The sequence below is a fragment of the uncultured Roseobacter sp. genome, assembly GCF_947488185.1.
Taxonomy (GTDB): domain Bacteria; phylum Pseudomonadota; class Alphaproteobacteria; order Rhodobacterales; family Rhodobacteraceae; genus Roseobacter.
Genome location: NZ_CANKYM010000001.1, coordinates 315453 through 332433, shown reverse-complemented (window position 1 = coordinate 332433; position 16981 = coordinate 315453). Strand labels below are relative to the sequence as shown.

Annotated in this window: 19 protein-coding genes and 1 tRNA gene; 9 read left to right on the top strand and 11 right to left on the bottom strand. The window is 59.8% G+C overall.

Annotation, left to right across the window (positions count from 1 at the left end):
- Positions 1 to 59 precede the first annotated feature (59 nt).
- Positions 60 to 656, top strand: a complete 597-nt coding sequence (locus tag Q1A52_RS01890; RefSeq protein ID WP_300010092.1) for a nicotinate-nucleotide adenylyltransferase — start codon at positions 60 to 62, stop codon at positions 654 to 656.
- An 89-nt stretch (positions 657 to 745) separates the two neighbouring features.
- Complete coding sequence (gene dacB, locus Q1A52_RS01885) at positions 746 to 2284, top strand: D-alanyl-D-alanine carboxypeptidase/D-alanyl-D-alanine-endopeptidase (protein ID WP_300010089.1); 1539 nt, start codon at positions 746 to 748, stop codon at positions 2282 to 2284.
- Between the two features lie 72 nt (positions 2285 to 2356).
- On the opposite strand, the gene Q1A52_RS01880 is transcribed toward dacB, so the two are convergent.
- Both Q1A52_RS01880 and Q1A52_RS01875 read right to left on the bottom strand, forming a co-directional pair.
- Positions 2357 to 3268: a VPLPA-CTERM sorting domain-containing protein gene (locus Q1A52_RS01880; RefSeq protein WP_300010086.1), complete on the bottom strand. Its 912-nt coding sequence runs from the start codon at positions 3266 to 3268 to the stop codon at positions 2357 to 2359.
- 263 nt (positions 3269 to 3531) lie between these two features.
- On the bottom strand, positions 3532 to 3954 hold the full coding sequence (locus Q1A52_RS01875; RefSeq protein WP_195821663.1) for a tellurite resistance TerB family protein: 423 nt from the start codon (positions 3952 to 3954) through the stop codon (positions 3532 to 3534).
- Between the two features lie 119 nt (positions 3955 to 4073).
- Here Q1A52_RS01875 and Q1A52_RS01870 point away from each other — a divergent pair, with 119 nt between their 5' ends.
- From Q1A52_RS01870 to Q1A52_RS01860, 3 genes are all read left to right on the top strand, one after another.
- Positions 4074 to 5657: a lysine--tRNA ligase gene (locus Q1A52_RS01870; protein WP_300010083.1), complete on the top strand. Its 1584-nt coding sequence runs from the start codon at positions 4074 to 4076 to the stop codon at positions 5655 to 5657.
- Between the two features lie 59 nt (positions 5658 to 5716).
- Positions 5717 to 6118 (top strand): DUF4864 domain-containing protein, encoded by a 402-nt coding sequence (locus Q1A52_RS01865; protein WP_300010080.1) that lies wholly within the window; start codon positions 5717 to 5719, stop codon positions 6116 to 6118.
- A gap of 86 nt (positions 6119 to 6204) precedes the next feature.
- Entirely contained in the window at positions 6205 to 7929 is a 1725-nt protein-coding gene (locus Q1A52_RS01860; RefSeq protein ID WP_300010077.1) for a right-handed parallel beta-helix repeat-containing protein, read from the top strand.
- Between the two features lie 21 nt (positions 7930 to 7950).
- Here the strand turns inward: Q1A52_RS01860 and Q1A52_RS01855 are convergent, their stop codons facing one another.
- Together Q1A52_RS01855 and Q1A52_RS01850 are read right to left on the bottom strand one after the other, a co-directional pair.
- Entirely contained in the window at positions 7951 to 8622 is a 672-nt protein-coding gene (locus tag Q1A52_RS01855) for a hypothetical protein (protein ID WP_300010074.1), read from the bottom strand.
- A 107-nt stretch (positions 8623 to 8729) separates the two neighbouring features.
- Entirely contained in the window at positions 8730 to 9158 is a 429-nt protein-coding gene (locus tag Q1A52_RS01850; RefSeq protein WP_300010071.1) for a hypothetical protein, read from the bottom strand.
- A 124-nt stretch (positions 9159 to 9282) separates the two neighbouring features.
- Here Q1A52_RS01850 and Q1A52_RS01845 point away from each other — a divergent pair, with 124 nt between their 5' ends.
- Entirely contained in the window at positions 9283 to 9528 is a 246-nt protein-coding gene (locus Q1A52_RS01845) for a zf-TFIIB domain-containing protein (protein WP_300010068.1), read from the top strand.
- A 17-nt stretch (positions 9529 to 9545) separates the two neighbouring features.
- Here the strand turns inward: Q1A52_RS01845 and Q1A52_RS01840 are convergent, their stop codons facing one another.
- The 5 genes from Q1A52_RS01840 to radC all read right to left on the bottom strand — a co-directional run bounded on the left by Q1A52_RS01840 (position 9546) and on the right by radC (position 14601).
- Positions 9546 to 9884, bottom strand: coding sequence for a hypothetical protein (locus Q1A52_RS01840; RefSeq protein WP_300010065.1), 339 nt, complete (start codon positions 9882 to 9884; stop codon positions 9546 to 9548).
- Positions 9885 to 10138: 254 nt separating this feature from the next.
- Entirely contained in the window at positions 10139 to 10609 is a 471-nt protein-coding gene (locus tag Q1A52_RS01835; RefSeq protein WP_300010062.1) for a hypothetical protein, read from the bottom strand.
- Positions 10610 to 10672: 63 nt separating this feature from the next.
- Positions 10673 to 12880: an excinuclease ABC subunit UvrB gene (gene uvrB / locus Q1A52_RS01830; RefSeq protein WP_300010059.1), complete on the bottom strand. Its 2208-nt coding sequence runs from the start codon at positions 12878 to 12880 to the stop codon at positions 10673 to 10675.
- Positions 12881 to 12961: 81 nt separating this feature from the next.
- Positions 12962 to 13690 carry a VWA domain-containing protein gene (locus Q1A52_RS01825; RefSeq protein WP_300010056.1) on the bottom strand — a complete coding sequence of 243 codons (729 nt, stop codon included), beginning with the start codon at positions 13688 to 13690 and terminating at the stop codon, positions 12962 to 12964.
- Positions 13691 to 13785: 95 nt separating this feature from the next.
- Complete coding sequence (gene radC, locus Q1A52_RS01820) at positions 13786 to 14601, bottom strand: DNA repair protein RadC (protein ID WP_300010053.1); 816 nt, start codon at positions 14599 to 14601, stop codon at positions 13786 to 13788.
- A 176-nt stretch (positions 14602 to 14777) separates the two neighbouring features.
- Here radC and Q1A52_RS01815 point away from each other — a divergent pair, with 176 nt between their 5' ends.
- The 3 genes from Q1A52_RS01815 to Q1A52_RS01805 all read left to right on the top strand — a co-directional run bounded on the left by Q1A52_RS01815 (position 14778) and on the right by Q1A52_RS01805 (position 15666).
- Complete coding sequence (locus Q1A52_RS01815; RefSeq protein WP_300010050.1) at positions 14778 to 15089, top strand: ETC complex I subunit; 312 nt, start codon at positions 14778 to 14780, stop codon at positions 15087 to 15089.
- Complete coding sequence (locus Q1A52_RS01810) at positions 15089 to 15547, top strand: GNAT family N-acetyltransferase (RefSeq protein ID WP_300010047.1); 459 nt, start codon at positions 15089 to 15091, stop codon at positions 15545 to 15547. The genes Q1A52_RS01815 and Q1A52_RS01810 overlap by 1 nt, the downstream gene beginning before the upstream one ends.
- Positions 15548 to 15589: 42 nt before the next feature.
- Positions 15590 to 15666 (top strand) — tRNA-Arg (locus Q1A52_RS01805).
- A 60-nt stretch (positions 15667 to 15726) separates the two neighbouring features.
- Here the strand turns inward: Q1A52_RS01805 and Q1A52_RS01800 are convergent.
- On the bottom strand, positions 15727 to 15927 hold the full coding sequence (locus Q1A52_RS01800; protein ID WP_300010045.1) for a hypothetical protein: 201 nt from the start codon (positions 15925 to 15927) through the stop codon (positions 15727 to 15729).
- Between the two features lie 132 nt (positions 15928 to 16059).
- Positions 16060 to 16941: an AEC family transporter gene (locus tag Q1A52_RS01795; RefSeq protein ID WP_300010043.1), complete on the bottom strand. Its 882-nt coding sequence runs from the start codon at positions 16939 to 16941 to the stop codon at positions 16060 to 16062.
- Positions 16942 to 16981 lie beyond the last annotated feature (40 nt).

Genomic DNA, 16981 nt, shown 5'->3' with positions numbered 1-16981 from the left:
GACAACCGGCGACGGCGGCTTTTCAAGGGTGCGATGAAGAAGCGGGAGGCGAGACAGCAGTGAGACAGGGCTTTCCCCTCGCGCGTTCGGGAGAGGTGATTGGATTGCTGGGTGGGTCCTTTGACCCGGCGCACGCAGGACATGTGCATATCACCCGCGAGGCGCTCAAGCGTTTTGGCCTGATGCGGGTGTGGTGGCTGGTTAGCCCCGGCAACCCGATCAAAGCCCGAGGTCCCGCCCCATTGGAAACCCGCATGGCCCGTGCGCGGGCGGTTATGCAGCACCCGCGCGTTGAGATCACCGATATCGAGGCGCATCTGGGCACGCGCTATACCGCCAAAACGCTGACCCGCCTGCGCGCCTGTTATCCCGGTGTCCGGTTTATTTGGCTGATGGGTGCGGACAATCTGGCGCAGCTGCACCACTGGCAGGACTGGCGGGGCATCATGCAGTCGGTCCCGGTGGGGGTTTTGGCCCGCCCGGGCGACCGGATTTCGGCCCGAATGAGCCCGGCGGCGCGGCTTTTCGCACAGGCACGGATCGCAGGTCGCGCCTCTGCCCTACTGGGACGCACGGATGCCCCGGCGTGGTGTTTCGTCAATGTGCCGATGGTGTCACAATCCTCCAGCGCAATCCGCGCGGCTGGCGGCTGGTAACGCTGAACTGAGCAACATCACGCAATTTTAAGGCGTAGGGTGTATCGAAGCTGTTGTTTCCGTAACAGCGCTGGGGTTTAGTTGCCTTTATGAAAAATGCCTCTGTACATCAGGTTTCACGACGCGGGTTTATGGCCGGTCTTCTGGCCAGTGCGGCAAGTCCCGCATTTGCCGATGTTCCCGCCGTTTCGCTGCGCCCACGCATACGCGGCGCAAAACCTGTTGAGCCCAGCGGCTTTGAAAGCCTGTTGCGCGAGGCGCGGGTTTCCGGTGACGTCGTCTTTGCGGTGGCGGATGCCGAAACCGGCGATGTTCTGGAAGGGCACAACGTAGCGACCGGTCTTGCGCCCGCCAGCGTGACGAAGTCGATCACGGCGCTCTATGCGCTTGATGTCCTGGGTCCGGGGCATCGTTTCGCCACCACGGTTGTTGCTGCCGGTCCCGTGACGGACGGTGTGCTGGACGGTGATCTGGTGCTTGTGGGTGGATGCGATCCGACGCTGGACACCCGCGGGCTGGCCGATCTGGCCTCCCAGTTGAAAGACGCTGGCCTGCGCGAGGTGCGGGGCCGGTTCCTCGTCTTTGAAAACGCGTTGCACCCTTTGCGCTCCATCGATCCGGAACAACCCGATCATCTGGGTTACAGTCCGGCCGTGTCGGGCATCGCTCTCAACTACAACCGCGTGCATTTCGAGTGGAAGCGGGAGGCGGCGAAATACAGGATCACGATGGACGCCCGCACCGCGGGATTCCGCCCCGAGGTGCGTATGGCGCGCATGCAGATCGTGGACCGCACGGTGCCGGTCTACACCTATGAAAACGAGGGTGCGTATGACCGGTGGACGGTGGCCAAGCGGGCATTGGGTAAGGAGGGCGCGCGCTGGCTGCCAGTGCGTCACCCGGGGCTTTATGCGGGCGATGTCTTTTCCACGCTGGCCCGGTCAAACGGCATCGTGCTGAACTCTGCGGAGCTGATCGAAGAGATGCCGGACGGCGCGGTGCAGGCCACGGTGCAGAGCCCGCCGCTGCGCGAAATCTTGCAGGGCATGCTGAAGTATTCAAACAACCTGACGGCGGAAATGGTTGGGCAGGCGGCCACCCGTGTCCGCGCGGGACGCGCCCATACGCTGGCCGCCTCTGCCCGGCAAATGAATCTCTGGGCCATCAAGACGCTGGGTATGGAGAACCCTGCATTCGTGGATCATTCCGGGCTGGGTGGCCTGAGCCGGGTAAGCCCGCGGGACATGGTGCGCGGGCTGTCCGCGGTACACCACGACGCGGTGCTGCGCCCGATCCTGAAGCCGGTGACCCTGCGCGACAAGAGAGGCCGCCCTGTCAAGGATCACCCGGTGAAGGTGGACGCCAAGACCGGCACGCTGAATTTCGTCTCGGGTCTTGCGGGCTACATCACGGCGCCGGACGGGCGTGAGATGGTGTTTGCGATTTTCTGCGCCGATGAGGACATTCGCGCCACCATTCCCCGCGCCCACCGTGAGCGCCCAGAGGGTGCACGACCCTGGGCGTCGCGTGCAAGGCGGCTGCAAAGTCAGCTCCTGATGCGCTGGGGTAAGGTGTTCAACGGCGCGGCGCCGATCCGCGATGCACGCGTGGCACCAGAACAACTCTAGCTTCGAGTAGACAAACAGCACGGGAAGGCGACGCTGATCGCGCCGCCCCTGTTGCACGTCCGAGGCCGCAGGTTACCGGCGTCGGCGCATCGCACCCAAACCGCCGACGCCTGCGATCAGCAGCCACATGCTTGCGGGCAGTGGCACAACGTCGAGATCCGGGGTGTCGCCGCCATCTGTGTCGCCGCCGGCAGATTTGCTGGTCACAATGGTGACGCCGCAGCCTGCGCCACTGCCACTGCCTGCGAGGTTGATGGCGGTATAGCCATCCACATCGCCAAAGCAGGCGTGTGATGACGTGCCCCAGTTGGACAGACCGGCATCTGTCAGGCCTTCGTTGATGGGAAAGCCGTTTTGCCCGGGTCCAATGTCCACGTCTTCCTTGTTGAGATAGAACGGCGATGAGCCAAGCTCATCCTTGAGAAAGCTGCCATCTGCGGTCCACCAGCCAAAGTCGTTGCTGATGCGGTCGGTCATCGAAACGATACCCAACCCGGTGCCGGAAGCCGCCCAATTGACCGCGTTGATAATGAACCCCTTGGGGCCGTCGTCGACCACGGGGCCGGGAGAGCCGTCATAGAGGTAATGGTAGTCGGCGTCCTGTCCCGACAGGAAGGTCCGGTTGCCCCGGGCCGCGGCGATTTCTGAGCCGTAGCTGATCACGCCATCGGCGTTTACCCCGTTGCCGTAAAAGCCGCTGCCGGCGCAGTTGCCACCGATCGAGTAGTTGCAGGTCGAGCTTATGACAAAAACATCGTAATCGTCAAAACCCGGATCGGAGGTGCCGTCCCAGAAGGTCAGGTTCCAGTCGAGCGATCCGTTGCTGCTCGGATCGAAGCTGCCAGCGCCGCTGGCAAGCGTGGTGATCCCGTCGTTGTGAGAAGTGCTGCCCGATGTCCAGAGCACGTCGATTGTCACGGCGGTCGCCTGTATCGGGATGAGGGAAAGCGCGGCGATGATGCCGCCATAAAAAATTGGTTTCATGAACAACTCCTGATTAAATACATGCTCCGTGAAAAATTGACGCGAGGCCCGGGCACGGAGCTATCTTACTCTATTTGCTCACATTTTTGTGAAAATTCTACTTTAACGCTAACATTATTCTACTATAGCGATTGTTTTGAGGGGGTTTTTTGGGTGCCGCGGTGGAACTGGACCCACACGGATGCACGTCAGATTCCAAGCGATTTTACCCGGGAATGCGAGTGCGCACTCCCCGTGAAAGCCATTAAAAAACGCGATTCGGATCAGGTGAGATGCCGGGCGCGGGCGCCCCGTTCGATGGCGGCGGCGTGCAGCCGGTCGAGATTGAGCTCATAGCGGATTTCTTCCAACAGGCGCAATTCGGCCTCGTCCAGCGTGCCGTCGGCGGCGGCCACATCGCAGGCCAGCGCGTAGCCTGTCTCGAACAGCCGCTCGGGCAGACCTTCGCGGATCAGACCAAAGAGGGCGTCAAGCCCGTCTTCCTGTTCAAAGAGGTCAAAAACGGTCTGGCTGATGACGGTCAGCCGATCCTCGTCGTAACCTGCAAAAATCGGCAACATCTGCACAGCGGATTGAATCTTGACCAGCTCCGCGGTGCGGATGTCCTCATCCGAGGCGGAAACGGCGATCATCAACGCCACAAGACTGTCTTGGGCGCTGAACGCGTGGGGGGCATCATCTTGCACAGGCAGGGTTCTTTCACTGAGGTCTTTCAGGGCAGATTATTGACGCCAATGCTGCAACGCAATAGGGACGGGCGAAACCCGGCGCATGGGGTGCCGGTAATCAGCCTGCCAGGTGAGATATGTCCCAGATCCGCGACGCCGCAATGACCAGCAAAGCATGGCCTTTTGAAGAGGCGCGCCGGGTGCTCAAACGCTATGAGAAAGCGCCGCCCGAGAAAGGATATGTGTTGTTCCAGACCGGTTATGGTCCCAGTGGGCTGCCGCATATCGGTACCTTTGGCGAGGTGGCGCGCACGACGATGGTGATGCGGGCGTTTCAGCAAATCTCGGACATCCCGACGCGGTTGGTCTGCTTTTCCGACGATCTTGACGGAATGCGCAAGGTGCCGGGCAATGTGCCGAATTCCGAGAGCCTGCACGAGCATCTGCAGCGCCCGCTGACCTCCGTGCCGGACCCGTTTGGAACACATGACAGCTTTGGCGCGCATAACAACGCGATGCTGCGGCGGTTCCTCGACACCTTCGGGTTCGAGTATGAGTTCATTTCGGCCACCGAATTTTACAAAACCGGTAAGTTCGACGACGTGCTGCTGCGCGCCGCAGAGAAATACGATGAGATCATGGCGGTCATGTTGAAATCGCTGCGCGAAGAGCGGCAGCAGACCTATTCGATCTTTCTGCCGATCCATCCCGAAACCGGACGGGTCATGTATGTGCCGATGAAGGAGGTGAACGCCAAGGATGGTACGATCACCTTTGACGATGAGAATGGGACAGAGATGACGCTGCCGGTCACCGGCGGCAATGTGAAGCTGCAGTGGAAACCGGATTTCGGGGCGCGCTGGGCGGCGCTGGGCGTCGATTTCGAAATGTACGGCAAGGACCATTCCACCAATACGCCGATCTACGACAAAATCTGTCGCATCCTCGGTCATCGGCCGCCGGAACATTTTGTGTTTGAGCTCTTTCTCGACGAGAACGGCCAGAAAATTTCCAAATCCTCCGGCAATGGCGTCAGCATCGACGAATGGCTGACCTATGCGAGTACGGAGAGCCTGTCGTACTTCATGTACCAAAAGCCGAAAACGGCGAAGCGGATGCATTTCGATGTGATCCCGAAGGCGGTGGATGAATACCACCAGCAGCTGCGCGCTTACGAGACGCAGGATATAGTTCAACGATTGAACAATCCTGTCTGGCACATTCATTCCGGCGATGTGCCGACGTCGAACATGTTGGTGCCCTTCTCCATGCTGCTCAATCTTGCGAGCGTTTCGGCGGCGGAAGACAAATCCCAGCTCTGGGGTTTCATCCAACGCTATGCCCCTGATACATCAGCGGAAAACAATCCGGACATGGATGCGGCGGCGGGCTTTGCCGTGCGGTATTACAACGATTTCGTGAAGCCGAAGAAGACCTACCGTCTGCCCAACGAGCTGGAGCGGGAGGCGTTGTCCGATCTGCGCGATCAGCTCAAGGCCTACGATGGACCGGTCGAAGACGAGGCGCTGCAATCCATCGTCTACGCCTGCGGGCGTGAGCGGTTCGAGCCGCTGCGGGCCTGGTTCACAGCGCTTTACGAGGTACTGCTCGGGGCCAGCCAGGGGCCGCGCTTTGGCGGGTTCATTGCGCTTTACGGCATCGAGGAAACCATCGCTCTGATCGATCAGGCGCTGGCGGGCGAATTGGTGTCCGACGCCTGACCCCTTGCCGGGCGGACCATCCGCGTTACCCTTTGCCGAGAGCAAAAGGGGGTATTGTCATGCGCAGCGCGGTTTTTGGGCTTTTAATTTGGTTGGGTCTCGCTACGGCGCTGCCCGCGCAGGAGGCGGATATTCAGGCGACCATCGACAGCCAGCTGCAGGCCTTTCAGGTCGATGACTTCGGCGCGGCCTTTGAATTCGCCAGCCCGAACCTGCAACGCCTTTTCCAGACGCCAGAGAATTTCCAGCGCATGGTCACGCAGGGCTATCCGATGGTCTGGCGCCCCGGCGAGGTGCGCTATCTGGAACTGCGTGAACAGGGTAGCACCTTTTGGCAACGCGTGATGATCACTGACCAGAGCGGGCGCGTGCATATCCTTGACTACCGGATGCTGGAAACCGGAGACGGCTGGCGCATCAACGGCGTTCAGATTCTCGACAGTTCCGATTTCAGTGCGTGACCTGACCGTCACGGTGGTGTGAGCCGACCTTAATCCTTTGCCGCTAGGCCTGATCATCTGTCAGCCCCTGCGAAAAAGGATACGCGATGAACAAGGCGATCACCGATGGTGCGCAACTGATGCCACCGCCCTTTGTGCGGGCGCTGAGCGCTTACTCAAGCGGTGACGGCACGCCGGGATCCGAGGGCATCGAAGGGTCCGGGCGGCTCGTCACCGGGGATGGCGATTTCGGCACCTGCCTTGAGATCACCAAGACGGCAGGGACGCAACGCCTGCGCTACACAGGCGAAACGCCACTTTTGCCGGGCTGCTATTTGCGCATCTCCGCACGTGTCAAGGCGGTCAGCGGCCCGTTGCCATCAGTCCGGATCGCCGGGTTTGCGGGCGGGCCGGAAGGTCAGCCGGCACCGGGTGCGCAGACCACTGGCCCGTCACTACGCTTGCCCGCGCTTGGCGCGGTTGTGGAGGTGTCTGCGATCGTGGGTGCCGGTCTGCGCATCGGCGTCGATATGATCTGGGGTGGTGCCGCGCTTTACGGGCATTTCGGACTGGATGTGACGGGATCCAAAGGATCGGTGGTGCGGATCGAAAGTCTTGAAATCGAGGATGTGACGTCGGCCTTTCTGCGCGATTTGGTCGCTATGGTGGATGTGCGCGATTTCGGTGCCCTGGGCGATGGGGAGAGTGATGATGCTACAGCGTTCGCGGCCGCGGATGCGGCGGCTTTCGGCCGTACGATATTGGTGCCGCGTGGTCAGTTCTATCTGGGGCAGGACGTGGCGCTTGACGCCCCGGTTTGCTTTCAGGGACGCGTGCTCATGCCGGGTAACGCGACCCTGCATCTGCGGCGTAACTTCGATTTACCGAGTTACAGCGCGGCTTTTGGTGATGATGCCATGGGTTTACGAAAGGGGTTTCAAGCTTTGATGCAGGCCGAGAGTCACCACAGCTTCGATCTTGGCGGATGCGAAATCGAACTGCACGGGCCTCTCATGCTGAAAATGGCGCAATTAAGCAGCGATAACCGCTACCGCAAGACGGTACACAACGGGCAACTGACGGCCATCGATGGACCGGGCTGGGAAGCCGATACCATCACAACGAAGGGGCAGTGGACTGCCGAACATCCCACCGTGCTGACAGCTGTCGCGAATGTGGAAAAGGTTGCCGTTGGCGCAGCTGTTTCAGGCCCGGATGTGCGCCGCGAGACTTACGTCCACGCGACAGATGCAGCGGTTGGGACTGTGACGTTGAGTAGACCTCTTGCGAATGGTTCAGCCCAGCGGACACTGACCTTCACCCGGTACGCATATCTTCTCGATTTCAGCGAGATCGCGGAGTTGAACAATTTCACCCTGTCCAACGTGCATTTGCAGGGCAATGGGGTGGCAAGCGGTGTGATGCTTGCGCCGCAGGGCGCAGGCATGCAGTTGCAGAACTGTATGATACAAGGGGTGAGGAACCGGGCGCTCACGTCCACCGGTGCAGGCTGCGCCAATCTGGTGCTTGATCGGTGTGACATCATCAGCAACAGGATCGAGGACAATGACCCGGTTGCGATCAACTTGAATGCTGATGGAGTACGGCTGTTGAACTGCCATGTGCGCGGGCCACACCCCTTTGCGCATATCATTGGCAACGGGGTATTGGTCACCGGTCTCCACCTACAAGGGATCGCAGGGGACACGCCCGGTCTGATCCTGACGCAGGGCGGCACAGCTTGTGTCATCGGCAATCATTTTCAGAACTGTACCCTTGTCGTTGGGGATGGAACGACGCCAATCGAGCCACCGGGCAACCTGTTTTCCTGAACGGAGCCACTGCGACGCAGGTCAGAAATCCCGCCAGAGCCCCAGTTTGAATTCCGTGTCCCCATCCCCCTGGATGGGAATTTCCAGACCGATCTGAATGGTGTAGCGGCTCTTGCCCGGCACCAACAGCACCGATGGGGCGAATTTGGCAAAGATCTCGCCGCCCTGATGGGTCATGAAGACCTGCGCCATGCCCTTGACGTGATCGGTGAAGCCAAGCCCGATTGTGCCATCGAGCTTGATGCGGGTTTCGAGGTCCGAGCCGGGGATGTTCAGGCTGCTGTCTATCACCGCCCAGCCGTAGCGCTCGCCGATCTTGATGCCACGCCCCCAGGAGAGCCCGGCCTCGACCGCCGGGGTGATGACGGTGTTCTGCGACCGCGCGCCGATCCCCACATGCCAGGCCCATTTATGCGTAGCGTCCGGTTCGCTGATCGGAAACCGCAGGAAGACGATGCCAGAGCCGGACTGTTGCAGCGTCCGGTCGATGCCATAGAAGAGATCTGCGCCCAGCGTGATAGTCTCGCGCAGACCATATTCGAAATAAGCCGAGCCGGAGGTGTCCTTTTCCTGCGTGATATTGCCGGAGATCGCGGCAAACCCCTTGCCCTTTTCGCGCAGCCACGGCCCTGCGGGCGCGGCCTGCGCGCTTGCCAGAACAACACTTATGGCCAGCGCAATGAACCGCATCATACCATTCTCCCGTCGAAGATCATGGTTAACGGAAGTTAACAATTGGTTACGCGGCGGTTTGAGCCGGTTTACAGGTGCCGATCCGCAACAGCCCCGGATCTGCCGGATCAGGCCCCGGCAGCCACCTCGCAACGGCGGAACCGCTCCACCGGCTCGGCCGCACCGGCCAGCGGGATTGACACAGCCTTGTCGCCCAGCCGCCCGGTTGCGACGCTGTTGAACTGCAAGCCGTTCAGGACATTGCCAAACCCGCGGTCCGTGACGGTCAGCGCCGTGCCGTCGGGGCTGATCTGATGGCGATCCGTGGAAATCGTGAGCGGGGCCGATCCGGTGAACTGCAGCGAAAAGACGGTCTCGCCGGGCCACGGCGCCGCTTGCCTCAGCGTGATCGTGTAAAGCGGTTGCGTCGGATCATAGGTCAGTTCCAACTGCACCTCCGCCGTCTCGTGGGTCAGGCGACAGGGCAGGCCGGGGGTGAACTCCCAGGCGGGTGCGGCGGTGGCGGCGCAGATCAGGGCGGGCAGAACGGTCTTCATAGCGCAAAACTAGGCCGTTCCGCCCCGTTGACCAACCCCGCCGGTTTCTGCGGCGCACCGGATGAAAATTGTCGCCCGCGCCCCTATATGCAGGGGAACGCAACGTAACTCAGGAGACCGCCCTATGAAATGCCCCGTGGATGGAACAACGCTGGTGATCACCGACCGCAGTGGGGTCGAGATCGACTATTGCCCACAGTGCCGCGGGGTCTGGCTGGACCGGGGCGAGCTTGACAAGATCATCGACCGCAGCGCCTCAGCGCCGCCCCCACCGCCGCCGCAATCGCGGGGCTATGACGACCGGGATGATCGCGGCGGGTACCGCAAGAAGAAGCGCGGCGGGTTCCTGGAGGACATCTTCGACTTCTAGGGCGCGCGGCTGGCGGCTCAGGCCAGCCGGCTCATCAGCACCATCGACAGCAGCGCGCAGCCGAGCCCTGCGTATTCCCGGCCCTGCAGGCTTTCGCCGAACCACACGGCACCGATAATGGCCAGCGCGATGAGCGTGAGCATGGAATAGGCCACTCCCGCCTGCGCCAGCGTGACGTGCTGCATGGCGAAGAACCAGAAGAGCGCGGAGACGCCGTAGAGCGCCACGCCGATGGCGACATAGGTCGAGGTGATCGTGTGGCCCGCGTCGGCGGCGGTTTTGATGGCGAAATCACCGATGATGACGATGAGCGCGGTGAAAAGGGCGAAGGCGTAGCCGAAGGCAAATTGGGTCATAAATACTCGCGATTTGAAAAGGGTTTGGTTTGAAATATTGCAAGCATAGCACAAAATCTGGTCGCCTGCATCTTCGGTTGAAATCTGGTAGGAACGCGCACTGCGGAGACCAGCCGTGCTGTGCACGGCAGCGCCTGACCCTCCCCCCAGGGAGGGCGCTTCACACCCCCTACGGTCTGGCGCTGAGGATCACTTGCTCTTGGAAAGGTGGAAGCGTGGTAGGACCTTGCCGACTCCGAACAAGTCTTTGGTCATTATGGTAGTTTCGCGTCGTGTTCAAATGCTGCTTGTTCGCGCTTGTGCAGATTATAGTGACTTACTAACGCGCTGACCGACGTCACCAGAAACAGTGCCCACATCCAGCGAAGGTCAAACAAGGGCGAGAAGCCCACCTGTTGGCAGACAAAAAGCGATAGAACTCCGAGCAAAACGAAAAGGTACATGAAATGCACTTGGGAACCCCACTCAGTGAGGTATTTAGACACGTTTCTATCTTTGTTTAGATTGCTCCATCGGATGATATCCATTTCTTGTTGCGTTCCTTTTCTCCCTGCGACTGAAGCGACACAGAAAAATAACAGCCAATAGACTGTTGCGCGGTACAGACTGTAAGAAAGAGTACCAACTATCAGAAACCCGAAAACTACAGCTGCCCACGCGAGCCCCGCAGTTTTATCTGAAAGCACGAATTGCTGAATTTCTCTAAATGAGGCAACCGAAATCACAAATGGTATTGACCCGGTAGCCATGTATCTGAGCAATTGGTTTAAATTTAGGTTTTCCATCGCTCACCGCCCTCGCTTCTTCCGCCGTGTGCCGCCGCGCATACCGCCACGGCCCAGCGTACTGCGGCCTGACGCCTTAGCGCTTTCTTCAACGGCTTTCTCGACTGCGTATTGGCGGGCCATGGGGTCGTCGGCGATGGCCAGATCCACCGCTTCGAGGCGTTTGACCTCGTCGCGCAGGCGGGCGGCCTCTTCGAATTCGAGGTTCTCCGCCGCCTTGCGCATGTCGGCGCGCAGCCCGTCCAGAACAGCCTGCATATTGCCACCGGCCATCTGTTTGTCGATCTTCGCGGTCACGCGGTTCTGGTCCGTATCGCCCTTGTAGAGCCCGGCAAGGACGTCCTCGACGTTCTTCTTCACCGTCGCGGGTGTGATCCCGTGTTCCTCGTTATAGGCGATCTGCTTGGCGCGGCGGCGGTCGGTCTCGGCCAGCGCCCGCTCCATCGAACCTGTGATGCGATCAGCATACATGATCACCCGCCCATCGGCGTTGCGCGCGGCACGACCGATGGTCTGGATAAGCGAGGTCTCGGAGCGCAGGAAGCCCTCCTTATCCGCGTCGAGGATCGCCACCAGCCCGCATTCGGGGATGTCCAGACCTTCGCGCAACAGGTTGATCCCGATCAGCACGTCGAACGCGCCGAGCCGCAGGTCGCGCAGAATCTCGATGCGTTCGATGGTGTCGATATCGGAGTGCATGTAGCGCACGCGGATGCCTTGTTCGTGCATGTATTCAGTGAGGTCCTCGGCCATGCGTTTGGTCAGCGTGGTGCAGAGCGTGCGGTAGCCGTCGGCGGCAACCTTGCGCACCTCGTCGAGCAGATCGTCCACCTGCATCTCAACGGGGCGGATCTCCACCTGCGGGTCCAAGAGGCCTGTGGGGCGGATCACCTGTTCGATGAAAACGCCACCCGTCTGTTCGATCTCCCAACTCGCGGGCGTGGCGGAGACGAAGACGGATTGCGGGCGCATCGCGTCCCATTCCTCGAACTTGAGGGGCCGGTTGTCCATGCAGGACGGCAGGCGAAAGCCGTGTTCGGCGAGCGTGAACTTGCGGCGGTAGTCGCCCTTGTACATGCCACCGATCTGCGGAACGGAGACGTGGCTCTCGTCCGCGAAAACGATGGCGTGATCGGGGATGAACTCAAAAAGCGTGGGGGGCGGCTCGCCCGGCGCGCGGCCCGTGAGATAACGCGAGTAGTTCTCGATGCCGTTGCAGACGCCGGTGGCCTCCAACATCTCCAGATCAAAGTTCGTGCGCTGCTCCAGTCGCTGGGCTTCGAGCAATTTACCTTCAGAAACAAGCTGATCCAGCCTGATCTTCAGCTCTTTCTTGATGCCGATGATGGCCTGCTGCATCGTCGGCTTGGGCGTGACATAGTGGCTGTTAGCATATACGCGGATCTGGTCGAAATTGTCGGTTTTTTCACCGGTCAGCGGGTCAAACTCGGTGATAGCTTCCAGTTCTTCGCCGAAAAAAGACAACTTCCACGCGCGGTCTTCCAGGTGGGCCGGGAAGATCTCAAGACTGTCGCCCCGCACCCGGAACGATCCGCGCTGGAAGGCCTGATCATTGCGACGGTACTGCTGGGCCACTAGATTGGCCATGACCTGCCTTTGGTCGTAACTCGACCCCACTTTCAAATCCTGCGTCATCGCACCATAGGTTTCGACCGAGCCGATGCCGTAGATGCAGGAGACGGAGGCCACGATGATCACATCGTCGCGCTCCAGAAGCGCCCGGGTGGCGGAGTGGCGCATCCGGTCGATCTGTTCGTTGATTTGGGATTCCTTCTCGATGTAGGTATCCGAGCGCGCCACATAGGCCTCGGGCTGGTAGTAGTCGTAATAGCTGACAAAATACTCCACCGCGTTGTCTGGAAAGAATCCTTTGAACTCGCCATAGAGCTGGGCGGCGAGGGTCTTGTTGGGCGCCAGAATGATCGCCGGGCGCTGGGTTTCCTCGATTACTTTGGCCATGGTGAAAGTCTTGCCGGTGCCGGTGGCGCCCAGCAGCACCTGATCGCGCTCGCCATCGCGGACCCCGGTGCTGAGCTCTTCGATTGCGGTGGGTTGGTCGCCCGCAGGTTCAAATTCCGTAGCCATGACGAACTCTCTACCGCCCTCAAGTTTGGGGCGGCTGCGCACGTCTGGGGCCGGATTGGCCATGATCACGGGGACGTCGGACGAATCGGTCTGGGCGTAGGGCATCGGTGCTCCTTGGAATTACCTCCAAAGTGTCATGAAACGTCAGGGGTTCAAGGGGCCAGCCTCGCCTGATGACAGAAATTGTCAGGTGGGCAGGCGGTTCCGGTCGATGGTCAGCAACCCGATCAGCTGACAGCCCAGCGTCCGGGTCAGCGCCTCCGTCAGTTCATCGAGTGTCTCGGCGGAGGCGTAGGTACCACCCGTGCGGTCAGCGAGGCAGCGGGCGACCGCGATCCTGCGTTCGTAATCGTCATCCTGCGGGTTGTCCCAGCCGAAATGATCGTCGCGCACCTTAAATCCGATCACATGCACCGTGAGGTCATGGGCATCTGCGGCCAGGGTGGCCGCGAGTACACAGGGCTGGCCGTTGCAGGTTTCCTTGCCATCGGTCAACAAGACGATGACGCCCGGACGGGCGCGGTAGTCGAGCACTTCGGCAGCCTGCGCCACCGCATCCGTCAGAGGGGTTTCGCCTGCAGGCTGCAGACCGTCGACGGCATCGATGATCGGGCGTGCGGCCTCAGCACGCGGGCCGAAACGCAGATCGATATTGCCGCAGGTCGCTGTCTGGCCGGGACCGTAGATCACAAGGCCAAGGCGCCGCACGGCCGCAATCTGCGGGATGCTGTCATGGATTGCCCGGCGCGCCTCGAAGATGCGCGGCTCATCCAGCAGGTTGAACCCCATCTCCGACATGGACCCGGACCCGTCGAAGACGATCATCGCATCCTCGGTGCAGCTTTGCGAGGCGGGCAGCGTCGCTGGCAGCAGCGTTGCTGCAAGGGTCGACAAGATACGCAAGGGCAGCCGCATGGATCACGCCTTTCCTGTTTCGGGTGACCCATCCTCACCGGGCCGACGCCATTCTGTCAACGTTCAGGCGTTTGCGGCGGAGTATGGTTCTGCTCTCAGAGCAGCCCCAGCGTGCGGAAAGACGTCTCTTCCGTCTTGCCGATGATCACATGGTCATGCACCCGCAGATCGATTGCCTGACAGGCCATGACGATCTGTTCCGTCATGGCGATGTCCGCCTGGCTGGGAGACGGATCGCCCGAGGGATGATTGTGCACGAGGATAAGGGCTGAGGCGTTGAGTTCCAGCGCGCGCTTCACCACCTCGCGGGGGTAGACCGGAACGTGATTGACCGTGCCCCGCGCCTGTTCTTCATCCGCGATGACAACGTTTTTGTTGTCCAGAAAGAGAATGCGGAATTGCTCAGTATCCCGATGCGCCATGGTTGTGCGGCAATAGGTGATCAGTTCTTCCCAGCATGACAGGGCGCAGCGTTTCAGCACCTTTGCCTGCGCCATCCGGTGGGCAAAAGCCTCGACCAGCCGCAGTTGCAGATAGACTTTTTTGGTGGTGCCGCGGACCTGCAGAAGACGGTGCTCTGAGGCGGCAACCACGCCGTTCAGATCACCGAAGGTCTCCAGCAGTCTTTTGGCCAGAGGTTTCACGTCAATGCGTTCGATTGCGTTAAACAACAAGAGTTCCAGAAGCTCGTATTCCGGCATCGGGGCATGACCCCCTGTCAGAAAACGGGTACGCAGCCGCGCGCGGTGACCCATGTAGTGCGGCGACGGCCCGCCGCCATGGCCGGCAAATTCGCCGGGGTTCAACGGTCTTGTCTCGACGCCGCTGGGAATGCGCCGCTCCAATTCGTCCAACCCCCGCAACGCAGCTTCGGAAAACCCATGTCTCATATCGGCACACATCAATCCCATGTCATCCACGTGAGTCGGATGTTGGGAAATCAAGGTTAGCGAAATCTTAATCGCATCGATTTTTGAGATGATTGTTTGCAAATGTTGCTCAATCTGACGGCAGGGCTGGAAATGGTATCTTGCTCCAGCGGGTTAAATCTCCGATATACAAGGCAAGACCTATGAGGAGCCAGCCCATGCGCGCACGCATCTACCAGCCCGCCAAAACGGCGATGCAATCCGGGACCGCCAAGACCCATGGATGGGTGCTGGAATTCGCCCCGGCCTCGGCGCGCGAAGTTGACCCGCTGATGGGGTGGACCTCTTCGGATGACATGCAAAGCCAGGTGCGCCTGCGGTTTAAGACCAAGGCAGCCGCAGTCGAATATGCGCAGGAAAATGGTATCGACGCGGATGTACAGGAACCCAAGAAGCGGCGTCCGAACATTCGTCCCGGTGGTTATGGTGAGAATTTCGCAACCGGACGGCGGGGCGCCTGGACGCACTGATGGGATTTGATATCGCCCGCGCGCAGGTGTCGGAGGACGATGTCGCCACACTACTGGACCGACACTTTGAGTTGATGCGCTCCCAGTCTCCTGCCGAGAGTTGTCACGTCTTGCCGTCTGAAGACCTCGCCGCTGATGATATCTCGCTTTTCGCCTTGAGGGATCACGGTCAGATCCTTGCCATTGGTGCTCTCCGCAGTTTTGGTGACTGGGGCGAATTGAAATCCATGCATACCGCGCAAGAAGCACGGGGTCGCGGCGCGGGGCGGGCGATGGTGGCGACTCTGATGCAAGAGGCCCATGCACTTGGGTTGAAACAGCTCAACCTTGAGACCGGATCCGGAGATGAGCACCTGGCTGCTCGACAGCTCTACGAGAAAGCGGGTTTTTCAGAATGCCCGCCATTCGGCGACTACGTTGATGATCCGCTGAGTGTTTTCATGATGCGCGCGCTCTAAGACTTGCACGATGCGGCGTGCTGCGGCATGTACGGCAACAGCGGTCCCTTAGCTCAACTGGATAGAGCAGCTGACTTCTAATCAGCAGGTTGAGGGTTCGAGTCCTTCAGGGATCGCCATCCAATCGGGTATACAGTCATGACGCACGGGTGTATTTCGGGTGGGCAGCAGGTGCACACCTATTTCCGCTCGAAATTCAGGATGGCTGTAATCAGGCCAATCAAGGCGGCAATCAGCGAAACAACCGCTGTCACGAAAGCAATTGTCAAAACGACGGTATTGGCATCGCCCGCGCTGTCCTCGTGAAAGGCGCGCTCCATAAATCCAGAATCTTTCAGGGTCTCCCAAAAGACCAAGCAGGAGACGGCAAAAAGGACCATCAGAACAAATAGAACAATTGGTTTCGCCAGATTTCGCACCGTCGCGCTTTCGCTCACTTATCTACATCAAACTGGGGTCTGTGGTTCAGGCGGTCAAGCCGGATGATGCAGCTCGATTTCAACTCAGGCAACTCACAAAACGATGCTCAGTAACACGGGCAGCGTCAGGATCGACAGCAATGTTGATACGACAACAAGACCTGCAACCGCTTGCGCGTCAGCGCCATATTTCTCGGCGATCAGATAGCTGGTGACGGCGGCAGGGGCCGCAAGCTGGAGAACCAGGATGCCAAAGGCAACGTCGGGCAGTTCGAACCAGACACCGATGGTCCAAGCGATGATGACGCAGAGGCTGGTTTTTGTAAGGGCAATCAGGAACGAACGGCCAAGGTTGTTGGGCGTCAACCGGGCTACCGCTACGCCCAAGGTGACAAGCATCAGCGGGATCGCCATCTGACCCACAAGCGAAATGGTGTTGGTGACAAAAACCGGCGTTTGCCAGCCCTGCCACAGAAACAATGCGCCCAGTAAGGTTGCGGCGACCATGGGTTCCTTGAACATGGCAAGGGGTGAGCTCGCCTTCGAGACAATCCAGACGCCGAAGGTAAAGGCGTAGATTGCGGACACTGCAAAAACGACGACAGCATATCCCAAACCTTCATCTCCGTAAGCAAAGAAGGCGAGAGGTAGTCCAATATTGCCGGTGTTTCCCATGACGATCGGCGCCAGATAGGTCCGTATTTCCAGGTTGGCCAGCCGCACGATTGCCCAAGCGGCTATTGTGGCGATCACGTACCCTGCTATCGCCGCGAGACTGATGCGTGACAGTGCATCCGTTGGAATTTCCGTTTCCATGAGGGCAACAAAAATGAGTGCTGGGACTGCCAGCGTCATTGATAGCCGTGTTACGAATTGAACCCGGTACTCAAACCCGAGTTTCACCCAGACAAAGCCAATTGCGGCGAGAAGGAAAACCGGCGCGGTAATTTCGACAACTTTCAGAAACAAGTCCACGACGCCGTCTTTCCCAGTATTGGTCTACCTGCCTGACAGA